Origin of the sequence: Micromonospora sp. NPDC052213 (assembly GCF_040679695.1) — a bacterium.
Taxonomy (GTDB): domain Bacteria; phylum Actinomycetota; class Actinomycetes; order Mycobacteriales; family Micromonosporaceae; genus Micromonospora.
Window position 1 is genome coordinate 1 of record NZ_JBFAVI010000129.1, and the last position, 20,421, is coordinate 20,421.

The following is a 20,421-nucleotide window of genomic DNA, read 5'->3' on the forward strand; positions in this document are numbered from 1 at the left end:
GCCACACGCCACCCCGGTGCCGCCTCCCCCGGCGGTACCCGTCCCGCCGCACACCGGCGCCGCCCCGGTGCCGCCCCCACCGGTGGTGCCCAGCCCGCCGCACAGCGGATGGGCTCCCCCGGCCCCGCCCGTCGTACCGAACCCGCCGCACGCCGCCTGGGTCCCGGCTCCGCCCGTACCGCCGCACGCCGCCGCGACCGGACAGGCCGCTCCGCACGCCGTCCCGGCGCAGCAGATCCCGCCGCCCCCGGTGGTCCCGGCACCACGCAGCGCGCCCTCGGCGTCGGCCCGGGCCGCCGTCCCCTCACCGCCGGTTCCCCCACCGCCGGTCGTGCCGCCGCAGCCGTCGACCACCGCCCCGGCGCGGCCACCGCACGTCCCGCCGCCTCCGGCGGTACCGCCGCGCCACGCCAGCGGTACAGCAGCGCCGCCGCAGTCTCCGTGGGCCCCTGCCCCCGCGCAGCCGTCCACGGCGCAGGCTCCGTCGGCGCCCGCGCCGCAGAGCCCGCCTCAGCCCGCCGCACCGGCGGCCGAGGGCAACTCCCCGTCCGCCACCACCGCCAGGACGATCCCGCCACCACCGCCGATCCCGCCGCACGTGGCGCGCGCCGTCTCGTCTCCCCCGCCTGCGGCGGCGACTGCGGCGCCGGGCCCGCAATACGCGGCGCCTCCCGCCACCGCCGCCGTGTCGGTGCCACCCACGCCGCCCACCGTCGCGCCGTCGCGGCCGGGCCCCGCCGCGCCACCGCGGCAGCGGACGGCCCACGAGGCGACGGCCGACGCCACGCCCTCCGCGGCACCGGAACCCACCACCGAACCGGCCGCGTCCCCGGCATCCGGCGGTGGGCCGACCGCGGCACCGACGTCCGGCGACAGGACGCCGACACCCCCCACCCCGCCGTCGGCCCCCACCGCCGCACGCGCGACGCCCGACGCCGAGGCACCGCGTCCGGCCGGGCCGGACGACGCGGCGCCGGCCGGGCCGGAGACGCCGGAACCGTCGACGCGCGGGCCCAGGTGGGACAACCCCACGATCCAGGTACGGCAGATCGAGCCCCTGCTCGCCGAGGAGGCCGCCCGCGCCGCCAACGCGAAGCAGGCTGAGGCCGCTGCGGGCACGCCGGCCGCCACCGCGCCGCCCGGCGCGTCGGAGGCCGCCCCCGCCTCGCCCGGGACGTCGGAGGTCGCCGCCGCGGCGCCGCACACGCCCGCGCCGACGACACCGGTCAGCGCCCCGCCCACAGCTCCGGTCAGCGCGACCCCCGTGAGTGCGCCCCCCGTCAGCTCGCCCCCGGTGAGCGCACCGCCTGCGCCGCAGGTCGCCGTGCCGCCCGCGCCCCCCGTCAGCGCACCACGTGTCAGTGCGCCGCCGGTGAGCGCGCCGCCCGCGCCCCCGGTCAGCGCACCGCCCGGGCCGGTCCGAGCGGTCAGCCCGCCCCCGCCGCCGGTCAGTGCGCCGCCCGCGGCCCCGCGGCAGACGATCCCGGCCCCTCCGGTGATTCCCCCGCCGCCGCGCGTGCCGGTCACCGCCCCACCGCTGCCACCCCCACCGGTGGCCCCGCCGCCGGTCAGCGCACCGCCGACGCCGCCGATCAGCGCACCGCCGGTTCCCCCGGTCAGCGCGCCACCGATCAGCGGACCGCCGGTCAGCGCGCCTCCCGGGTATCCGCCCGTCAGCGCACCACCGCAGCCCTCGCCTCCCGTGAGCGGGGCGCCGGCGCCGCCGTGGAGCATGACCGCGCCGCCGTGGAGCAGCACGGCTCCCCCGCAGGCGCTGACCGGGCCGCCGGCCACCGGGGGCGACCGCGACCAGGACGTCGAGGACGAGCCGGACCAGGAACCCGCGCCGGAGCGGGAGCAGGGCACCGGAGAGCAGGCGCCGGCGTACCTCGACATCGACGAGACGTTCCCCATGAAGGAGGTGCCGTCGCCGTCCACCGCGCCCGGGCCGGCCCACCATGTGCCGGCCTTCCCGCCGCCGGCGGCGTACCCGATGGTCGCGGAGCCCGAGGAGCGCGGCCGGAGCCGGACGGCGGTGGTCGTCGCCGTGGTCGTCGCGGTCCTGGCCCTGGCGGCGCTCGTCGGGGTGGGCGTGCTGGTGCTCAGCCGGGAGGCGGCGCCGCCGGCCGGGCCCGCCACACCGGCCGCGCCGGCGACCGCAGCGGCCTCGCCGAACGCGGCCGGCCCGCCGCCGGGCGACCTGACGCTGCGGGACGACTCGGCGACGATCACCCTGAGCTGGACGGACCCGGCGCGCGGCGGCGTGCCGTTCATGGTTGCCGGCGGCCGGGCCGGGCAGAAGCTGGGCGTGATGGCCACGGTGGACCCCGGCCAGACCCGCTACACGGTCAACGGGCTCAACTCGCGGGTGGACTACTGCTTCACGGTGCTGGCGGTCTACTCGACGGACTCGTTCGCCACGTCGGGGCAGGTCTGCACCGAGCGGGAGGGCGACACGCCGGCGACCTGAGGCTGACCCCCGGCGCGGCGCGCACGCTCGGTGTCCACAGCGGGACAGCGCGGGTTCCCCCGCCCCCGGCCGGGCCATATGATGGCACCCGGCTCAGGGGAGGGTCGCCGGTCAGGGCGCGCCACCTGCCAGGACGACATGGGAGGCAGCCGGTAGTGGCCACCATCGACGACGCCGCGAACGCCGGCGGTCCGCGTCCCCGCTCCCGCCGGATGCGGGGCGGTCTGGTCACCATCGGGACGGTGGGGGCGCTGCTGGCCGCGATGGGGCTGACCGTCCTCGGTCTCGGCGCGGCGGACAACGCGGTGGCGAGCTACGACGCGAGTTCCTGGCTGTGGAGCACCGCCCGCAGCGAGATGGCCCGGGTCAACGGGGTCACCGCGCGGGTCGACACCCGGGTCGAGATCCCGGCCGCCCGCCGGCACCCGATGCAGGTCACCCAGACCGACCGGCTGCTGATCCTGCGGGACCTGAACACCGGCCAGGTCAGCTCGCTGGACCTGGCCACCCTGCAGATCACCGCGACCACCCGCACCACCCCGGGCCTCGGGGTCAGCGTCGCCCTGCACGAGGACGCGGCGTTCGTCGTCGACGCCGTGCAGGGCATCGTCCGGCAGCTCGACCCGCGGTCCCTGACGCCGGTCGGCGAGCCCGTGCGCTACCCGCCGGGCATCACCGGCGGGTCCTTCGACGGCGAGGGCCGGCTCTGGATCGCGGTGCCCAGCGAGGGCACCGTCTCGGCGATCACCGCCGCCGCGCTGCCCTCCGCGCCCGCCTCGGCCGCCGCCGGGGCCGGCCTCAGCCCGAAGCAGGTCGAGACGTACGACGTCGCGGAGGCCAGTCACGAGCTGGTCGTCTCCACCCTGGACGACGGCGTCGCGGTGCTCGACCGCACCGCCGGCGCGCTGGTCACCGTGCAGCGGGGCCAGGTCCGGTCGACCCGGCTGACGATGAGCGCCCCGGGCGCGCTACCGGCGCGGACCAGCGGACCGGCGGTGCCGGTGACGGTGCCCGGCGAGCGGCGGGTACACGTGGTCGGCGACGGCGGCGAGGTGCGCGCGTTCACCGTGCCGGGCACGGGCGACCGGCTCAGCCCGGCGGTGGCGTGGGCCGGCCGGTTCTACTGCGCCGACGAGGCGTCGGGCACGGTCTACGCCTTCGACGCGAACGGCCAACTGGTCGACACCATCCGCGGCAAGGGGACGGGGCCGCTGGAGCTGGAGGTGCGGGAGAACCACCTCTTCGTCAACGCCCCCGACTCGGCGACCGCCCGGGTGGTGGACGACAAGCACCAGGTCCGCGAGGTCGACAAGTACGCCAACGACGTGCTCGGCGGCGACCCGCCGCCGGCTCCCGCGCCGCCGCCCCCGCCGAAGAAGCCCAAGGTCGGCAAGCCGGGCGCGCCGCGCAGCGTGACCGCCGCCGCCGGCAACGCGCAGGCCCGGGTGAGCTGGCGGCCGGCCCCGACCAACGGCGCGGAGATCACCCGGTACGTGGTGGAGGGTGCCGGCCAGCGGGTGCAGGTGGGCGCCAACCAGCGGGCCGTGGAGATCAAGGGCCTGACCAACGGCGAGACGTACCGGTTCTCGGTGCACGCGGTCAATGCCAAGGGCGACGGCCCGGCGCGGACCAGCAACCCGGTGACGCCGACCGCCGCGGTGCCCGACCCGCCGGCCAGCGTCACCGCCCAGGAACGGCCGGACGGCACGGTGCTGGTCAAGTGGCCGGCGGCGAACGGGCAGGGCAACACGATCGCGAAGTACGTGGTCACAGCCACCTCGGCGGGCACCAACGCACCGGCCGGCGAGTCCCGCAAGACGGAACTGGTGGTGCCCGCCGGTGAGCTGGAGTACGGCACGCAGTACGCGTTCACCGTCGTCGCCGTCAACGACCGCGGCGCCGGCTCGGCGGCCTCCCCGGTGAGCAACACCGTCGTGCCGTACGCGGCGCCGGACCGGCCCGCCGACCTGCGGGCGACCACGGTCGCCGACCGGCCGGGCACGGTCGCCGTGCAGTGGTCGCCGGCCGCGGCGAACGGCCGCCCGGTCACGAAGTACCTGATGGACGTGGGTGGGCGCACCAGCGAGGTGACCGACACCCGGGCCACCGTGGACGGGCTGGGCAACGGCCAGAACGTCACCGTGAAGGTGAAGGCGGTCAACGAGGCCGGTCCCGGCCCGGAGGCCACCGCCACCGCCCGCACGGTCGCCGAGCCCCGCGTCACCGTGACCGGCTCGTCGGCGACCGCCACCTCGGCGACGGTGACGTTCACCGTGGACGCCGGCGGCGGCAAGGCGACCTGCTCGCTGAGCACGAACGGCGAGCCGACAAAGACCGGAACCTGCTCCGGCATCACGATGACGGGCCTGACCCCGGGCACGGCGTACACCTTCACCGTGACCGCGAGCAACGCCGCCGGCAAGGGCACCGCCAGCCGTGCCCAGGCCACCGACGCCCTCTACGGGATCGCCACCTGCAACAACGGCCCCGACGGCGACCAGCGGACGTACTGCAACTCCGACGTCGACGGCCGCAACGGCAATGAGATCTTCTCGGTCCCGCGGCAGGACAACAACCGGCAGGTCGGCTGGGCGGAGCCCGGCACCCGGCTCAAGGCGTACTGCAAGAAGTCGGGCGAGAACGTCGACTCCTGGATCTACAACAACCAGAAGCAGAGCACCTGGTGGGTGCAGGTCGACTACAAGGGACGCAACTACATCCCCTGGGCCTGGCTCAACCTCGAGGGCGGCGACAACATCAACGTCCTGCCCAACTGCTGACCACCCAGGCAAGGAGCACCACCGACCGTGAACACCCACGAGCCGCTCACCCAGCCGGAGGTGCAGGGCTTCGCCGCCCTCGCCGCCCGGCTGGCCGAGAACGTCAACGCGGTCGTGCTGGGCAAGCCACAGGTGGTCCGGTTGGCGCTCACCGCGCTCTTCGCGCAGGGACACGTGCTGCTGGAGGACGTGCCCGGGGTCGGCAAGACCACCCTGGCCCGGGCCATCGCCGCCACCGTGAAGGGGCAGTGGCGGCGCATCCAGTTCACCCCCGACCTGCTCCCCTCGGACGTGTCCGGGGTGACCATCTTCAACCAGGCCACCCGGGGCTTCGAGTTCCACCCGGGGCCGGTGTTCGCCAACATCGTCATCGCCGACGAGATCAACCGGGCCTCGCCGAAGACGCAGTCGGCGCTGCTGGAGGTGATGGAGGAACGCACCGTCACCGTCGACGGCGTCCGGCACCCGGTGCCGCAGCCGTTCCTGGTGGTGGCCACCCAGAACCCGGTGGAGATGGACGGCACCTACCGGCTGCCCGAGGCCCAGCTCGACCGGTTCCTGGTGAAGCTCTCCGTCGGCTACCCCGACGAGGCGGTCGAGGTGGAGGTGCTGCGCGGCGCGACGGTCCGCTCCCCCGAGGCGCTCACCGCGGTCACCGACACGGCCACCGTCGGGGAGATGGTCCGCATGGCCCGCCGGGTCCACATCGCCGAGCCGCTCTACACGTACGCGGTGCGGCTGGCCGCGGCCACCCGCGCCCACCCGCAGGTACGCGTCGGGGTCAGCCCCCGGGGCGTGATCGCCCTGACCAGGGCGGCGTGCGCGTACGCGCTGATCGACGGGCGCGGCTGGATCATGCCGGAGGACCTCAAGGCGCTGACCGAGCCGGTCTTCGCGCACCGGCTGCTGCTCACCCCCGACGCGCAGGTGCGCGGGGTGACCGCCGCCGAGGTGCTGCGCCAGGCGGTCGCCTCGGTGCCGGTGCCGCTCCCCTCGGGCCAGCCCGCCCCGGTCCAGGGCTGACCGGCAACGCCGGTGTCCGCGCTCACCGCCCGAGGCGTCGGGCTGCTCGTCGCCGCCGTCGTGCTGCTCGGCGCCGGCTTCCGCTTCGCGTACCCCGAGCTGACGCTGCTCGGCGCGGCGGCCGGCACCGCCGTCGGCTACGCCCTGGCGACCGCGGCCTGGCGGCCCCGGCTGGAGGTGACCCGCAGCGCGGACCCCGACCGGGTGGCGCGGGGCGAGCCGGCCGCGATGACGCTGACCGTACGCAACGCCGGCCGGCTGCCGGCGGCGAGCCTGGTGGCCGAGGACCGGTGCGGGAACCGGTCGGTCCCGGTGCCGCTGCTGCGGCTGCGACCGGGCCGCGACACCACGGTCCGCTACGACGTGCCGACCTCCCGCCGCGGCGTGGTGCCGGTCGGGCCGCTGCGGGTGACCCGACGCGACCCGCTGGGCCTGGTGGCGCTGGCCCGCCCGTACGGCGGCACGGTGCCGGTCTGGGTGCACCCGCGCATCCATCCGCTGCACGCGGTGCCGACGGGGGCGGGACGCAGCCTGGACGGCCGGGTAGACAAGGTGCCGCACGGGTCGATCACCTTCGACTCGCTGCGCGAGTACGTGGTCGGTGACGAGCTGCGCCGGGTGCACTGGCGCACCAGCGCCCGGGTTGGCGAGCTGATGGTGCGGGAGAACGTCGACACCAGCCTGCCCCGGATCGTGGTGCTGCTGGACAACCGCGCCGCCGCCCACCCCGAGCGGGTCGACGGGGTGGCCGAGTCGTTCGAGTCGGCGTGCGAGGCCGCCGCCTCGGTGGTGACCGCCGCCGTCCGCGAGGACCTGCCGGTGGCGCTGCTGATGGTCGCCCCGGAACCGTCCGGACCGGACACCACGGGCGACGAGACGGGGCACGGCGGCGGGCCGCTGGACCGGCTCGCGGCGGCACAACTCGCCGACGACGACGTCCTCCAGCCCGCCACCGCACGACTGCGGCGGGAACGGCTCGGCGACACACTCGTCTTCCTCACCGGCCCGGGCGGCCGGGGCGACCTGGGTGCGGTGGGCGCGCTGCGCGCCGCGTACCCGTCGGTGGTGGTGGGGATCTTCGGGGCGGCGGAGCCAGCGCCGTCGGACGCGGCCGGCCTGGTGGTGATCGACGCCCCGGACGGCGCCGCGTTCGCCGCCGAGTGGGACGGGGTGCGCAGATGGTGAGGGCGACCGGCGGGGTCCGCGACGGCACGGCGGCGCCGCCGCCGGCCGACAGCGGCGGCCAGGCCACGGGCAGCAACGGCCAGGATACGGGCAGCGCCGGGCCGGACCGGGACGGCGCTGGCGGCAGCGGGACCGCCGGGCCGGGGCGGGCAGTGCTGCGGGCGCTGCGGGCCGTGCCGGTGCCGCTGGCGCTGATCGCGATGATCGGCCTGGCCGGCGCGGTGCTCGGCCGGGTCTACGCCGGCCCACTGCTGACCCGGCTGGTGCTCGGTGCCGCGATCGGTTCAGTGCTGGTCAGCGTGGCGGCCCGCCGGCTGCCGTCGTGGCTGGTCGCGCCGGTCTCGGTGACCGCGCTGGCCGGCTGGACGGCCTGGTCGCTGCGGCTGACCGCGACCCGGGCCGAGCTGCCCGGCGGTCTCGCCGAGGTGACCGCGGACGCCGCCACGAACGGCATCCCCCGGCTGCTGACGGCGATGATCCCGGTCGAGCCGACCCCGGACACGGTGCTGGTGCCGCTGGTCGCCGCCTGGCTGGCCGGGCTCGCCGCGGCGGAGGTGGCGCTGCGGGCCGGCCGGGTGCTGCTCGGCTACCTGCCGCCGGTGCTGCTCTACGCCGCCGCGCTCTACGTGGTCGGCCCGAACGCCGACCCGGCGATCGGGCCCACCCTGGCCTTCGTGGCCGTGGCGGTGCTCGGCCAGGCGGTACCGCCGGGCAGCTCGGCAACGGCCGGCGGCGACCCGACCGCCGGGCTGACGCCCGCGGTCCGCGCCGCCGTGCGGACCCGACTCGCCGCCGCCTCCGCCGCCGGGCTGGCGGTGGTCGTCGGCCTGGCCGCCCTGCTCGGCCCGGCGCTCGCCGGCCAGGTCGACGGCCGGCCGGTGGACCCGCGCCGGTACGTCGAGCCGCCGCAGGTGGACGCGCTCGACGAGAGCCCCCTCATCCGCATCTCCGGGTGGGCGCTCAACCCCGGACAGAAGCTGCTCGACGTCCGCACCGACTCCCCGGACGCGCCCGCGCCGACCGGGGCGCCCGACCCCGCCCCCGACTCCGGCACCGGGCCGGACACCGGCGGCCGGCCGGCGCCGATCCGGCTGGCCGTGCTCAGCGACTACGACGGCGTGACCTGGCGGGTCGGCGCGACGTACCGCAACGCCGGACGGATCCTGCCCGCGACGGCACCCGCGCCGGACAGCACCGTGCGAACGGTACGACAGGAGATCACCGTCGCCGAACTCAGCGGCCGGCTGCTGCCCGCCGTCGCCACACCGCGCGAGGTCACCGGGGCGCGGGTGGCGTACGACCCGACGACCGGGACGCTGATCCGGCCGGAGGGGCTGACGCCGGGCCTGCGCTACACCGTGACCTCGGCCGTGGAGACGCCGGACGGAAACCTGCTCAGCACGGCGGACGTGCCGGCCGGCGACGAGGTGGCCCGGGTGCTGCGGGTCGCCGACGGGGTGCCCGAACCGCTGCGCCGGCTCGCCACCCAGCTCGCCGAGTCCAACGGCGCCCCGTACGCGCGGGCAGCCGCCGTGGAGCAGTTCCTCGCCGAGCACTACCGCCTCGTCGCGGACGCGCCGAGCGGACATGCGTACCCGAACCTGAACTTCTTCCTCTTCGGACCGCGCGACGCCGGCGGCCAGCGCGGCACCTCCGAGCAGTTCGCGGCCGCGTTCGCCGTGCTGGGCAGGCTGGCCGGGCTGCCGACCCGGGTGGTGGTCGGCTTCCGGGCCACCGGCGACGGCCCCGTCCGGGCCGGCGACGCCTACGCCTGGCCGGAGGTCCTCTTCGACGGGCTCGGCTGGGTGCCGTTCGACCCGCTGCCCCGACCCGACGAGGAACCGCGCCCGGTGGAGGAGGACTTCCGCCCGACCCCCGACGAACCGCCCCCGTCGGAGGTGCCGGAGCCGACGGTCGAACCGACCGCCCCGCCGGAGCCGGTGGCCGCGCCGGGCAAGCCGACCGACGCCGGGCCGTCCACGGCGCTGCTCGTCGGCGGCGGTACCGGCGGCACCCTGCTCCTGGTCGTGACGGCACTGCTCGCCCTGCTGGCGATGCGCCGGGCGCAGACCCGGGCACGGCTGGAGCGGGGCGACCCCGGCCAGCGCATCGCGGGCGCCTGGCGGGAGCTCACCGACGCGCTGCGGCTGGCCGGCCGACCGGTCGGCGGGGACCTGGCCGCCACCGAAGTCGCCGCCCACGCCCGCCGGGCCCTCACCGACGGCCGGGCCGGAATCTCCGGGGCCCCGGCCGATCCGGTCGGCACCGCCGGTCCCGCACCGGCAGACACCGGCCCGCCGCGCACCACGACAGGTGGCGGGAAGCTTGACGCCCAGGTGGACGAGCTGGCCGACCTGCTCAACCAGGCGGCCTTCGCCCCGGGCACGGTCACGCCCGAGCAGGCCACCCGGGCCGGCACGATCGCCAACGACTACGTCACAGCGCTGCGCGCCGCCCGCCCCTGGTGGCGCCGCGTCCTCTGGTCGGTCCGCCCCGGCCCCCTCCGCTGGCCGCGCTGAACTCTGTCACGCAGGCCACCACGGATAGACGGCAAGGGCTACGCTGTGCCGCACCGTGACAGGAGGGCCGGTGGGACATCGTCTGCGGTTCGTCGCGCTGCTGCTGCTCGGCGCGGTGCTGCTGGGCACGGTCGGCCTGTGCGTCGGCTCCTGGTACGGCGGCCGGGGCACCGTACCGCTCAGCCCCGAGCGGGCCCGCAGCGTGGCGGCAGAGCTGCTCCCCGGAACCGAGCCAGACAGCTCGGCGTTCCAACGCGGCTTCCGGTACGGCGTGTTCCTGGCCACCGACGACTTCGGCTCCGGTCACGCCGTGTTCCACTACGGTGTCCGCGTCGACTGCTCGCTCTCCGAACAGCTGCGGCGCAACGCCGCATCGCGGGGCTGGCAGAGCCTCCGCCGCGTGCCGGGCGCCCCGTGCGACGGCTGGCGGGCCGAGAATGAGGGCCTGACGGTCACGCTCACCCACCGGGCGTACGGGTCGACGCTGAGGGTCGCACCGGCCGCCCCCGAGGGCTTCCTCGCCACCACGGTCATCGGCACCCTCCTCGGTGCCGCCGCCGGCGCGGCGCTGTTCTGGCCGGTGGCGCGGCGACGGTCGCCCGTACCCCTGCTGGTCGGCACACTGGTGACGGTCGGATTGCTCCCAGGGGTCGGCCTCACCTGGGCGGACCTGGCCACGGACGGGCTCGCCGAGCCGGTGTGGCCCATCTGGCGGTCGCTCGTTCCCGGGCTGGTGTTGCTGTGGCTCGTGCTGCTGCTGGTGGGGTCGATCGTCCTCGCGAGGCGACGGAACCGGGCCGGCGCCGCCGCCGATGTGACGGCTGCCGGGCGGGGAACCAACCCGAGAGGTCCCAACGAAACAAGCTTGGGCGTATCAGGTGGACGTGAGGATCATTCGATCCGAACGTGAGGCGGGTGAGCGGCCTCTCGACCGAACGACAAGCTCAGGAGCAGCCGGGACACGCACCGCGATCGTCGTAACGAGCCCGAGGAACCACGTCTTGCTCCCTGACGAGGGCCAGCGGGTTGAGTACCGTAACTCAGGCGACCTGGCGCGCGCCGGGCCAGGATCAGGGCATGACCGACGCAGGGGATGGCGAGCAGCACGACGGTGCCGTTGCGGGCTCTTCCCCTCCCCCCGAATCAGGCCACTGGGCGTACCCCTGGTTGATGCTGATCCTGGCGCTGCCCGGCGCCGCATGGTCCCTGTACACGGGCCTCATCGCCTCCGCGGCATTCTTCGGTGAGCAACCCTCTCCGACCGACCACGCCACCACCACCGCCGCTGTCCTGTCCGGGGCATCCCTGTGGCTGGTGACGGCTCTGCTCACCGCAGTCGTGTTCCGCCGCGCGGTGGTGCCGGTGCTGTGCGGCCTTGCGGCGGTCGGCTTCGCCGTCGCGGCCATATCGGTGCAGCCGCGTGCTCCGCTGAGCACGGCGGACAGTGCGGGCTGGCTGTCAGCCTGGACTCCACCGACAAGTTGGGCGATCGTCCTCTGGGGCGTTGTCGCGCTGGTGCTGTGGGTGTACGGCCAGTCCAGGGCGCGTCGCCGCCGGGCAGCCCGCTGACGACCGGGCGGCGCCCCTCCGTTGGCAGCGGGTTGTCTTCTTGCCCAGCCACCACCGCACCACCTGCTCAGAACACCGTCACCACACCCTGCCGTGGCCGCTGCGGTCACTTCACCACATGGAAGTCCGGGTGGGTGATCCACGCGCCCGCCGCCGCGACGTCGAGATACACCGCGTCGCCGGCCCGGACGCACCAGCCCGCGTGCAGCCGCCGGCCGGGCACGGTCAGCCGGGTTCGGCCGACGAACTCAGCGTGGCGACGGCCGTGTACAGATCACGTCGCAGGCGGTCGTCCAACCACACGGTCTCGTCGTAGGAGCCGTACGTGACCACCCGCTCGTCGCGGTCGGCCAACTCGACCAGCCCCGGCACCGCGTCGACCCCGCCCATCTCCACCAGCAGGGCAAGCGCCCCCTTGTCGCCGTACGGGTCGGCGACGGCCGTGAGCAGCGGGTCGACGAGGTCGCCGACAGCGGTGCCGTGCCGCCAGAGCGCACGGGCGGCGTCGACGCGACCGTACTCGTTGCCGAGCGCCTCCCGCAGCCCACGCGCCAGTTCGGCACCGGCCACGGGTGCCATCTCAGCGGCCAGCTTCGCGGCGGACCGGACCGGGACGTCACCGGCGCCGAGCACGGCCGCCACGGTCGGCAGCACCTCGGCCGCAGCGCCGGTCGCCCGCCACACCAGCCGCGCGGCGGCGATCTGCTCATCGCGCTCGGGGTACGTCTTCCCTGGCACACCGGTCAACCGGCCACGCAGCGCCGGAACGAGGGGCGCGGCGGACGGCCCGGCGTCCGCGACGAGGTCCAGTTCCCAGGCCAGGTTCGACCGGGACGAGGCCAGCCGGGCAGAAGCCGCCGAGACGAGCGGTCCGGCATCGCCGGTGAGGCGCCACACCGCATGGCCCGCCCGTACCTGGCCGGTGTGGGCGGCCTCGCGCAGCGCTGGCACGGCGTCCAACGCGACTGGCCCGATCTCGGCAAGCGCGGCCGGCGCCACCCACGGCGCGGCGGGCAGGGCGGCGAGGAGATCGGGAACCGCGTCGGCCGCGGCTGGCCCCCAAGAATGCACCAACGACACCAGCTGGATGACCGGGTTGCCGGTGAGACCCGCGGCGAGCTGCGCCGCGAGCCGACGCCGCAGCGCCACGAAGACGTCCGGGTCGAACGCGGGCCTGTAGTCGGCCAGCACGTACATCGCGCCCGGGTCCCGCCCGGCGGCCCACGCGCTCAGCACGGGTTCCCGCCACCGGTGATCACCGAGGCGGATGAGGGTGTTCAGGGCGGTGCCCGCCGGTCCGCGGCCGTCGTCGTCACCGCCGCCGGCGATGCTCGCCAGTACGCTCGCGACGGCCGCCGCCGGCACTCCCGCGTGGGCCGCGGCCTGCACGGCCGCTGCCCGGACGTCGGCGTCGGCGTCGGTCAGCAGCGCCCTCAGGCGCGGCATCAGGTCGGCCGGCGCCGAGCGCCGGCTCCGGAAGCGATCGGTCATGGCGTTGGCGGCACGGATCCGAGCCGTCGGGGTGGCGCCCGCGCCGCGGGTGCGCCGTGACGGGCCGCTCGGGCCCGGCGCGCCGTCCGTCAATGCCGCGGTGATCGCGTTCGCCGTGGCGGCGTCGACCCGGTCCAGCACCTCCGATAGTGCGTCGGCGTGCCCCTGCCAGGGGCTACGCCACTCGTCGTCGCTGGCGAACGCCGCCGCGATCGGGGCGATGGTCTCCGCGGGGACGGGCAGCCCGGCCCGGGCCAGCGCGAGCGCGGCCGCCGCCGGTACCGGGGAGGGCTCCGACTTCGCGGCCGACCGCAACCGGTCGGCGCACCCGGCCGGATCGTGCAGGGCGATGCCCAGCAGCAGAGAGGCACGCACCCGCGCGTCCTCTTCGAGCGCCCAGCGCTCCGCCAGCGCCTGCCCGGTGTGCCGACCGCAGCGCGCGAGCGCGTAGGCGGCGCACTCGCGTACCTCCGGGTCCACGTCCGCCAGCTGGGACAGCAGCACGTCGCTGTGCTCGGCGACGGCCGCCCGCACCGCCGGCTGGTCGTCGCCGTCGCTCTGTTCGGGGTCGCAGAGCGCGCCGAGCACGTGGAGCAGGTCGGGTCGCTGGTGCACTCCCGGTGTGGTGGCCAGCTCGACCAGGAACGGTACGGCCATCACCGTCACCGGGTAGACCGTGCCCTGGTGCCACAGCGAGGAGGCGAACTCGTAGCGGCCTTCGCGGGCGGTCTCCGGATCGGGTGAGGCGATGGCGCGCAGGATGTGCGGGGCTTCCTCGGCGGGGCCGTAGGCACCCTCGTAGGTCGCCCAGTCGATCTCTTCCAGTCCGGCGAGCATCGGGACAGGGTAGACGATCAGGAAGCATCCTTCCTGGGTGCTGTCATCGCCTCATGGCGACTGGTTGCACTCTGGGGACGGTGTCGAAGCACCTGGCGTGTCTTCGTGACTGCGGGCTGATCGACTACCGGACCGAGGGCCGCCGGTCGTTCTACGCACTGACCCGGCCGGAACCGCTGGACCTGGGATACCAGCCGGGCACCGATGGCGGGCCGCGCCGGGCGGCCCGCCCGGGTGGTACTGAAGGTCAGCCGGTCTGACCGACTTCGTCGACGACGGTGTGGGCGATCACCGCCGTGTATCGCGAGGTGCCGAGGTAGGCATAGGTCTCGCGGTGGAAGACGAGGACCATCTGCTCCGCTCCGTTCGTGGATGGCCAGGCGATTCCAATGCCCGGCCGGCCCGCGCCATCCGTGACGTTCTCGACGGCGCGTAGACCCGGGACCGCCGCCGCGGCTTCGTACAGCGCCGCCCGCGTCTGCGGTCGTAGATAGCTCTCGGCGAGGAAGAGCACGTCCTTGCCGGCGGCATTCACGTCACCGGCTTCGCCGCTGCGGTGCCCGGCCAGGTAGGTCCGCATGGCAGCCGCGTCGGTAGGCAGGTCGGAGCGGTACGCCGGTTCCGGGGTGCACTGCTCGGTCCGGCCCGGAACCACCTGGCCGCCCTTCACCGCGGCCATCCGCCCGTTCCGGCAGCCCGGAATGACCGTCTCCGTGGTGCCGGCAGCGGAAGTCTCTCTGACCAGTCCGTCTCGGGTCCCGTCCACCGACATCCAGCTCTCACGGGTCGACTGGCGGTTCTGAGTGCGCTGGTAGATGAGCTGGTCGGATCGGGGGGTGAGGTCAGGCATCCGGAGCGAAACGGCCGCCGCGTTCCGCAGCACGTGGCTGGCATCGGCCCTGGCAACCGGCGCGTCACCGCCGAACTGATCCGGAGCGAGCACGACCACCGAGGTGACCGCCGCCGCGACGCCCGCCGCCACCATCCCGCTGAGCACGAGTCGCCAGCTCCGCCGGTTCGAGCGGCGAATCGTCGTGGGAGCAGGGGACGTGGCGGTCATCGCGGCCAGAAGCCGGCCGCGGGCCGAGGCCAACTGTTCGGGGGTGGCCGGCGGGGTCTCCTGGCCGATTTGCTGGAGCAGTCGCAGGTCATCCATTGCTCATTGCCTCCTCGATCGTGATGGTGGAATCGCCGCCCAGCGCGTCGCGGAGCAGCCTGCGGGCGCGGTTGAGTCGTGATCGCACGGTGCCCACCGGAATCCCGAGCGCGGCGGCCGCCTCGTCGTAGGTCAACTCCTCCCAGGCGATCAGGAGCAGCACATCCCGGTCGCCGGTGGAAAGCTCGGCCAGGGCGCCGAACAGCATTCGGCGCAGCGACTGCGCGGTGACCACAGTGGCGACACGGTCGTCGTGCGACACCTCGCTTGTCGCGGGAACGTACGCCTGCCGCAGCCGGTACTCGCGCTCCTCCTCGCGTCGGTGCTGGCTGACGATGTTGGTCGCGATTCCGTAGAGCCATGGCCGGGCGTCCGGACGGGCGGTGTCGTACCGCTCCCGGCGACGGAACGCCACCAGGAACGTCTCGGCGGCCAGGTCGTCCGCGACCCCGGCACCAAGCCGCCTCGCCAGGTAGCGGTGGATGTACGGGGCGTGCCGGTCGAAGATCACCGCGAAGCTCTCAGAATCCCGGATGGATCGCTCGATGACTGCCCCATCCGTCAACGTGCCGACGTCGACAGCCTTCACTCGTCTGAAACGGTTCATGCACGACCTTCCGCGGAGCCGGGATTCATCACCTGTTATCCGCAGGTCGCGGGAAAACGGTTCACAGGCTGGCGCTGGTGCCGGGTGAACCTATCCGGCGGGCGGAGTGTTGCCGGCACCCGGCGAGGAGCCAACACCCGGGGTGGGCAGCCACTACTGCCCCGTCACCTTTTGATCGTTTCCAGCCGGGGACTTTTCGGCCGCCCCGCCCGGTATGACTCACTGCCCCTGTCGTTCGGGAGATCCGGGGGTGTCGCCGGGTCGGGTGGCATCGGTGGACCACTGATGGGGACACGGGCAGCGAACGCCGACAACGCTGGGGCCGACCCCACACCACAGCCGCCTGTCCGATCAGACCCGACGACGTTCATGGATAGCGCACTCGCCAGCACGTCGTGGCCGGTGCAGCCAGGGGGCGATCCGGGGCGCCGCCGCGATCAGGGCGACCGCGAGTGCCGTGATCACCGCATGCCCGATCCGGCCGGGCGTGATCCCCGGCGCGGTGTCCAGCACGTCGTTGGCGTACCCATTCGCCGCCGCGTCGCTGCCCAACATGACACAGCCGAGCAGCAGCCCTTCGATCCGGCGCAGCACCAGCAACAGCGCGGCGAGCGGATCGAACACGGTCAGCGAGGTGAAGTACAGCGTCAGCCAGGTGGGGATGGAGTGGCTTGGACCACCCGGCCGGATGCCGAGCAGGTCGCCCAGGTGGACGATCCCGCCGTACGCGAAGAGGCAGACGGCGGCGATCGCGACGACCCGAACCCACCGGGGCACGCCGGCCCACCGCCGGAGCGATGTCCGCCTCGCCGCGCCCACTGGCCCCCCGTTCCCGGTCGGGCATGGCCCGCCCGCCCTCTGCCCAGCCACCACCGCACCACCTGCTCACAACACCGTCACCACACCCTGCCGTGGCCGCTGCGGTCACCTCACCACGTAGAAGTCGTTCCCGCCACGAGGGAACAGTAGGCACCCGTCCGACGACGGGCTGCCGCCCTCGACGCCCGATTCCGTCGCCGTCGAGCAGGGCGCGTAGTCGGTTCGACGGAGTCGTGCCGTTCGTCCTTGCGGCATGAAAGCCGCCCGTGGCCTCTGTGGTCGTCACGCTCGCGGATCAGGCGGGGCTGCGGCAGCGGCAGCGGCAGATCGTGGTGCGCGGCGGGCCGTATCCGCGCCTGTTCAGCTGGACGCTGCCCTCGAACGGGACCGCAGAGCAGCCAAGCAGGCGCCGCCCAGTCGGCTGTTCGATAGTTGCGGGCGGTACCGCAGCCTGTGTCGGCAACTCGCCCGCAACCACGTGATCGTTTACTGGTACGCCCGCATCGGCCGTGCTGGCATCCCCGAGTCGGCCATCGGTGTCACTTTCGCCAGAACAGGTGGTGTGTCACACCGCTCGGGCTGGGCACGACCTCGAGATGGAACCGGTCGAGCAGCTCATCGGGGGACTCCCAGAGTCGTAGTCCGGACCCGAGCTTCACCGGCGAAACCGCCACATGCATGGTGTCGACGAGGTCCGCGTCGAGGAACTGCCGGATGGTGGTTACCCCACCGCCGAGCCGGATGTCCCTGCCCTGCGCCGCCTCCCGCGCCTGCTCGAGGACCGTGGCCGGATCGCCGTCGACGAAGTGAAACGTGGTGTCGGAGAGCGTGATCGAAGGACGTTTGTGGTGGGTCATGACGAACACCGGGGTGCGGAACGGAGGCTCGTCACCCCACCAGCCGCGCCACTCATGGTCGCTCCAGGGCCCGCGCTGGGGCCCGAACTTGTTGCGGCCCATGATTTCGGCGCCGACGTTGCGTGCGTAGTCCCGCGTGAAGTAGTCGTCCAGGCCCCGACTTCCCCCGGGGGCGGTGCGCATGGGCCAGCTCGCCGTGGCGCCGGCCCAGGCGAACAGCCTCTCGGGATCGGCGTGGCCGAACGGACGCTCGAGGCTCTGGTCCTCACCGGCACCGATTCCGTCACTCGACACGTTGAAATTCTGCACTCTCAGTAGTTGAGCCACGGTTCCTCCTGTGTTGTCGACAACGCTGGTCAGACTCTCCGGGCCGGAAAAACTCATCGCTGCGTCCGTGACCGGCCAGAAATTGGGCTACCTATGCGCGGGCGGCATTTCGCGCCGGAGGTCACTCCCTGTGAGCCGGCTTGCAGCGCGTCAACCGCCGTGCCCGTACCGGCCCGGCCAACCCGCCCAACCCGCTCTTGGCAGCACCACCACCGCCGTCGAGTGTGAGCCCCCTACCGCCTCGTCCAAACGGACGACACTCGGCGTGTCACCAACCCCGTCAACGTTCACGGACAGTGCACTAGCACAGGTGATCGGTCTTGTCCGGGGGTTCGCCGGAAGATCCTCGATCACTGGTGAGGGGTGGCTACCGTCCGCCGCATGCCGGTGGAATTTCTGACTGATAAGCAGGATGAGGCGTGCGGGAAGTTCGCTGAGGAGCCGGCGAGGCCCGAGCTGGAGCGATTCTTCTTCCTCGACGACGAGGACCGGAAGCTGATCGCGAACCGGCGCGGTGACCACAACCGTCTCGGCTTCGCGCTTGAGATGTGCACGGGGTGAGGTACATCGGGCTGTTCCTGGAGGACTCCCTGGCCGTTCCGTGGCCGGTGGTGGAGCGTCTGGCCGAGCAGCTGGAGATTGAGGATGTCTCCTGCGTCAAGGAGTACACCGAGCGGCTGAAGACGGCGTATGAGCACGCGTGGGAGATCCGTGACGCGTACGGCTACCACCCGTACGAGGACCATGCCCAGGGCCGGCGGTTCAGGGCGTTCGTGCACGGCCGGGCGTGGACGGCGCACGCGGAGGGGCCGAAGGCGCTGTTCGATCACTCGGTGGGCTGGCTGCGCCGGAACCGGGTGCTGCAGCCGGGGGTGAGCGTGCCGGCCCGGCAGGTCTCCGAAGTCCGCACCATCGCGGAGAAGACCTGATCGTGAATTCCTCGCTGGCGGAGGCTGTCTCCGTCGTTCTGCTCCTGGCGGTGCTGGCGTGCGCCGTTATCCGCCCGTTCGGCTGGCCGGAGGCGGTCGTCGCCGTCCCGGCCGCAGGCGTGGTCATTGCCACCGGAGCGATCTCGCTGGACCATGCCCGCGACGAGGCCGCGCGGCTCGGACCGGTGATCGGCTTCCTCGCCGCCGTCCTGGTCCTGGCCCAGCTGTGCAACGACGAGGGCCTGTTTCACGCGTGCGGAGCATGGATGGCCCGTACCGCGGCAGGTCGCCCGCGCCGCCTGCTGGTCCAGGTGTTCGCAGCCGCATCAGTGATCACCGCGGTGCTCAGCCTGGACGCCACCATCGTGCTCCTCACCCCGGTGGTCTTCGCCACCGCCGCCCGGCTCGGTGCCCGGCCCAAACCGCACGTCTACGCCTGCACCCACCTGTCGAACACCGCCTCGCTGCTGCTGCCGGTCTCCAACCTCACGAACCTGCTCGCGTTCGCTGCCAGCGGACTGACCTTCACCCGCTTCGCCGCCCTGATGGTCCTGCCCTGGCTGGCCGCCATCGGTACCGAGTACGTGGTCTTCCGCCGGTTCTTCGCCACCGACCTGGACGCCGGAGCCCAGGCCCCACCCACCGCCGAACCCCGTGAGCTGCCGGTGTTCGCCCTGGCCACCGTGGCCTGCACACTGGCCGGGTTCGTCCTGACCTCCGCGCTCGGAGTCAATCCTGCCTGGGCGGCCTTCGCCGGCGCCGTCGTACTGGCCGTGCGTGCTCTGGCGCAGCGCCGCACCAGGCCCACCGCCATCGTGCGCGCCGCCGCGGTCCCGTTCCTCGCCTTCGTTCTGGCCCTGGGCATCGTGGTCCGCGCGGTCGTCGACAACGGCCTCGCCACCGGCCTGGGCCATCTGGTCCCCGGCGGCACCGGCTTTGCGGCCCTGCTCGCTATCGCGGTGCTGGCCGCGGTGCTGGCGAACGTCATCAACAACCTGCCCGCCGTGCTGGTGCTGCTACCGCTGACCGCACCGTCCGGGCCCGCTGCCGTCCTCGCGGTGCTGCTCGGCGTGAACATCGGACCCAACCTCACCTACGCCGGTTCCCTAGCCACCCTGCTGTGGCGGCGCATCGTGCACGAACACGACAGTGACGTCGAGCTCGGTGAGTTCACCCGGCTCGGCCTGTTCACCGTGCCTGCCGCCCTGCTGCTCGCGGTGGTGGCACTGTGGGCCTCGCTCACCGTTATCGGAGGCTGATCACCGTGAGAGTCATCGCCTGGATCACCGAGGGCACCTGGCCCTCCTGCATCGACGCCGCCCGCAGCCACGCACCCGAGGCCGCCGACATCGTGCTGCTGCATGTCACCGGCCCCGAAGCCCCCGGCGCCGCGCACGGCGCCTTTGCCGGACTGCTCGGCCGTGGCCATCCCGAACGCGACCCCGGCACCGCGGTCGAGCACCTGGCCACCACCTCCGCCGAACGACTCCTCGCCGAAGCCGCGCAGCGCCTGGGGCGTCCCTGTAAGCGTGTTGAGCGCACCGGCCGCGTCGAGCGGGAGGTCGTGGCCGCCGCCGAGGGCGCCGACCTGCTCATCCTCGCCCGCGATGGCGGCCGTAACCACCTCGGGCCTCGCAGTATCGGCCCCGCCAGCCGCTTCATCGTCGACCATGCCCCCTGTCCCGTCCTGCTCGTCTGGCCCGGAGCCGCCCCCGGCGTTTCATCACCGAGTGGCTCGACCGGCGCATGAAACACGCCTTACAACTCCTAACTAAATGATGTTGGGCGTATCCGGTTGGACGTGAGGATCGTTCTGTCTGAACGTGAGGAGGGGTGAGCAGCCGCCGTGGAT

Annotated in this window: 18 protein-coding genes; 12 read left to right on the plus strand and 6 right to left on the minus strand. The window is 74.0% G+C overall.

What is annotated here, in order from left to right; all coding sequences use genetic code 11:
• Positions 1-510 precede the first annotated feature (510 nt).
• Positions 511-1,758 (minus strand): hypothetical protein, encoded by a 1,248-nt coding sequence (locus AB0L34_RS24875; protein WP_363707018.1) that lies wholly within the window; start codon positions 1,756-1,758, stop codon positions 511-513.
• On the opposite strand from AB0L34_RS24875, the gene AB0L34_RS24880 reads away from it, so the two are divergent.
• The 7 genes from AB0L34_RS24880 (at position 1,733) to AB0L34_RS24910 (ending at position 11,546) form a co-directional block, all read left to right on the plus strand.
• Positions 1,733-2,470 carry a fibronectin type III domain-containing protein gene (locus tag AB0L34_RS24880; protein ID WP_363707020.1) on the plus strand — a complete coding sequence of 246 codons (738 nt, stop codon included), beginning with the start codon at positions 1,733-1,735 and terminating at the stop codon, positions 2,468-2,470. The two genes, AB0L34_RS24875 and AB0L34_RS24880, sit on opposite strands and share 26 nt — an antisense overlap.
• 155 nt (positions 2,471-2,625) lie before the next feature.
• The gene (locus AB0L34_RS24885; RefSeq protein ID WP_363707022.1) at positions 2,626-5,250 is read left to right on the plus strand and encodes a fibronectin type III domain-containing protein; all 2,625 of its coding nucleotides are present in this window, start codon (positions 2,626-2,628) and stop codon (positions 5,248-5,250) included.
• A gap of 27 nt (positions 5,251-5,277) precedes the next feature.
• Entirely contained in the window at positions 5,278-6,273 is a 996-nt protein-coding gene (locus tag AB0L34_RS24890) for a MoxR family ATPase (RefSeq protein WP_357700432.1), read from the plus strand.
• Positions 6,274-6,285: 12 nt separating this feature from the next.
• A complete protein-coding gene (locus AB0L34_RS24895; protein ID WP_363707024.1) occupies positions 6,286-7,458 on the plus strand; it encodes a DUF58 domain-containing protein in 1,173 nt (390 codons plus the stop codon).
• Positions 7,452-9,977, plus strand: coding sequence for a transglutaminaseTgpA domain-containing protein (locus AB0L34_RS24900; RefSeq protein ID WP_363707026.1), 2,526 nt, complete (start codon positions 7,452-7,454; stop codon positions 9,975-9,977). Before AB0L34_RS24895 ends, AB0L34_RS24900 begins: the two co-directional genes overlap by 7 nt.
• Positions 9,978-10,047: 70 nt before the next feature.
• Positions 10,048-10,887 (plus strand): hypothetical protein, encoded by an 840-nt coding sequence (locus tag AB0L34_RS24905; protein ID WP_363707028.1) that lies wholly within the window; start codon positions 10,048-10,050, stop codon positions 10,885-10,887.
• A 260-nt stretch (positions 10,888-11,147) separates the two neighbouring features.
• Positions 11,148-11,546 carry a hypothetical protein gene (locus AB0L34_RS24910; RefSeq protein WP_363707030.1) on the plus strand — a complete coding sequence of 133 codons (399 nt, stop codon included), beginning with the start codon at positions 11,148-11,150 and terminating at the stop codon, positions 11,544-11,546.
• Positions 11,547-11,771: 225 nt separating this feature from the next.
• Here the strand turns inward: AB0L34_RS24910 and AB0L34_RS24915 are convergent, their stop codons facing one another.
• Positions 11,772-13,874 (minus strand): hypothetical protein, encoded by a 2,103-nt coding sequence (locus AB0L34_RS24915; protein WP_363707032.1) that lies wholly within the window; start codon positions 13,872-13,874, stop codon positions 11,772-11,774.
• An 80-nt stretch (positions 13,875-13,954) separates the two neighbouring features.
• On the opposite strand from AB0L34_RS24915, the gene AB0L34_RS24920 reads away from it, so the two are divergent.
• Positions 13,955-14,134, plus strand: a complete 180-nt coding sequence (locus AB0L34_RS24920) for a hypothetical protein (protein ID WP_363707034.1) — start codon at positions 13,955-13,957, stop codon at positions 14,132-14,134.
• Here AB0L34_RS24920 and AB0L34_RS24925 read toward each other — a convergent pair.
• The 4 genes from AB0L34_RS24925 to AB0L34_RS24940 all read right to left on the minus strand — a co-directional run bounded on the left by AB0L34_RS24925 (position 14,122) and on the right by AB0L34_RS24940 (position 17,640).
• Positions 14,122-15,030 (minus strand): CU044_5270 family protein, encoded by a 909-nt coding sequence (locus AB0L34_RS24925; RefSeq protein ID WP_363707036.1) that lies wholly within the window; start codon positions 15,028-15,030, stop codon positions 14,122-14,124. The two genes, AB0L34_RS24920 and AB0L34_RS24925, sit on opposite strands and share 13 nt — an antisense overlap.
• Complete coding sequence (locus tag AB0L34_RS24930) at positions 15,023-15,619, minus strand: RNA polymerase sigma factor (protein WP_363707038.1); 597 nt, start codon at positions 15,617-15,619, stop codon at positions 15,023-15,025. The genes AB0L34_RS24925 and AB0L34_RS24930 overlap by 8 nt, the downstream gene beginning before the upstream one ends.
• A gap of 369 nt (positions 15,620-15,988) precedes the next feature.
• On the minus strand, positions 15,989-16,414 hold the full coding sequence (locus tag AB0L34_RS24935; RefSeq protein WP_363707040.1) for a hypothetical protein: 426 nt from the start codon (positions 16,412-16,414) through the stop codon (positions 15,989-15,991).
• Between the two features lie 581 nt (positions 16,415-16,995).
• Positions 16,996-17,640 (minus strand): dihydrofolate reductase family protein, encoded by a 645-nt coding sequence (locus AB0L34_RS24940; protein WP_363707042.1) that lies wholly within the window; start codon positions 17,638-17,640, stop codon positions 16,996-16,998.
• A gap of 381 nt (positions 17,641-18,021) precedes the next feature.
• On the opposite strand from AB0L34_RS24940, the gene AB0L34_RS24945 reads away from it, so the two are divergent.
• Genes AB0L34_RS24945 through AB0L34_RS24960 form a run of 4 tightly spaced genes read left to right on the plus strand, consistent with a single transcriptional unit; the run spans position 18,022 to position 20,319 of the window.
• Positions 18,022-18,201 (plus strand): DUF4158 domain-containing protein, encoded by a 180-nt coding sequence (locus AB0L34_RS24945; protein ID WP_363707044.1) that lies wholly within the window; start codon positions 18,022-18,024, stop codon positions 18,199-18,201.
• Entirely contained in the window at positions 18,198-18,569 is a 372-nt protein-coding gene (locus tag AB0L34_RS24950) for a DUF4158 domain-containing protein (protein WP_363707046.1), read from the plus strand. The genes AB0L34_RS24945 and AB0L34_RS24950 overlap by 4 nt, the downstream gene beginning before the upstream one ends.
• Before the next feature lie 14 nt (positions 18,570-18,583).
• Complete coding sequence (locus tag AB0L34_RS24955) at positions 18,584-19,828, plus strand: SLC13 family permease (RefSeq protein WP_363707050.1); 1,245 nt, start codon at positions 18,584-18,586, stop codon at positions 19,826-19,828.
• Positions 19,829-19,833: 5 nt separating this feature from the next.
• A complete protein-coding gene (locus AB0L34_RS24960; RefSeq protein WP_363707048.1) occupies positions 19,834-20,319 on the plus strand; it encodes a universal stress protein in 486 nt (161 codons plus the stop codon).
• Positions 20,320-20,421: the final 102 nt, after the last annotated feature.

Bases quoted from the DNA above. Each gene is read 5' to 3' on its own strand.
- AB0L34_RS24915 (WP_363707032.1), bottom strand. From the start codon at position 13,874: ATGCTCGCCGGACTGGAAGAGATCGACTGGGCGACCTACGAGGGTGCC.
- AB0L34_RS24900 (WP_363707026.1), top strand. From the start codon at position 7,452: ATGGTGAGGGCGACCGGCGGGGTCCGCGACGGCACGGCGGCGCCGCCG.
- AB0L34_RS24945 (WP_363707044.1), top strand. From the start codon at position 18,022: ATGCCGGTGGAATTTCTGACTGATAAGCAGGATGAGGCGTGCGGGAAG.
- AB0L34_RS24910 (WP_363707030.1), top strand. From the start codon at position 11,148: ATGCTGATCCTGGCGCTGCCCGGCGCCGCATGGTCCCTGTACACGGGC.
- AB0L34_RS24880 (WP_363707020.1), top strand. From the start codon at position 1,733: ATGACCGCGCCGCCGTGGAGCAGCACGGCTCCCCCGCAGGCGCTGACC.
- AB0L34_RS24925 (WP_363707036.1), bottom strand. From the start codon at position 15,030: ATGGATGACCTGCGACTGCTCCAGCAAATCGGCCAGGAGACCCCGCCG.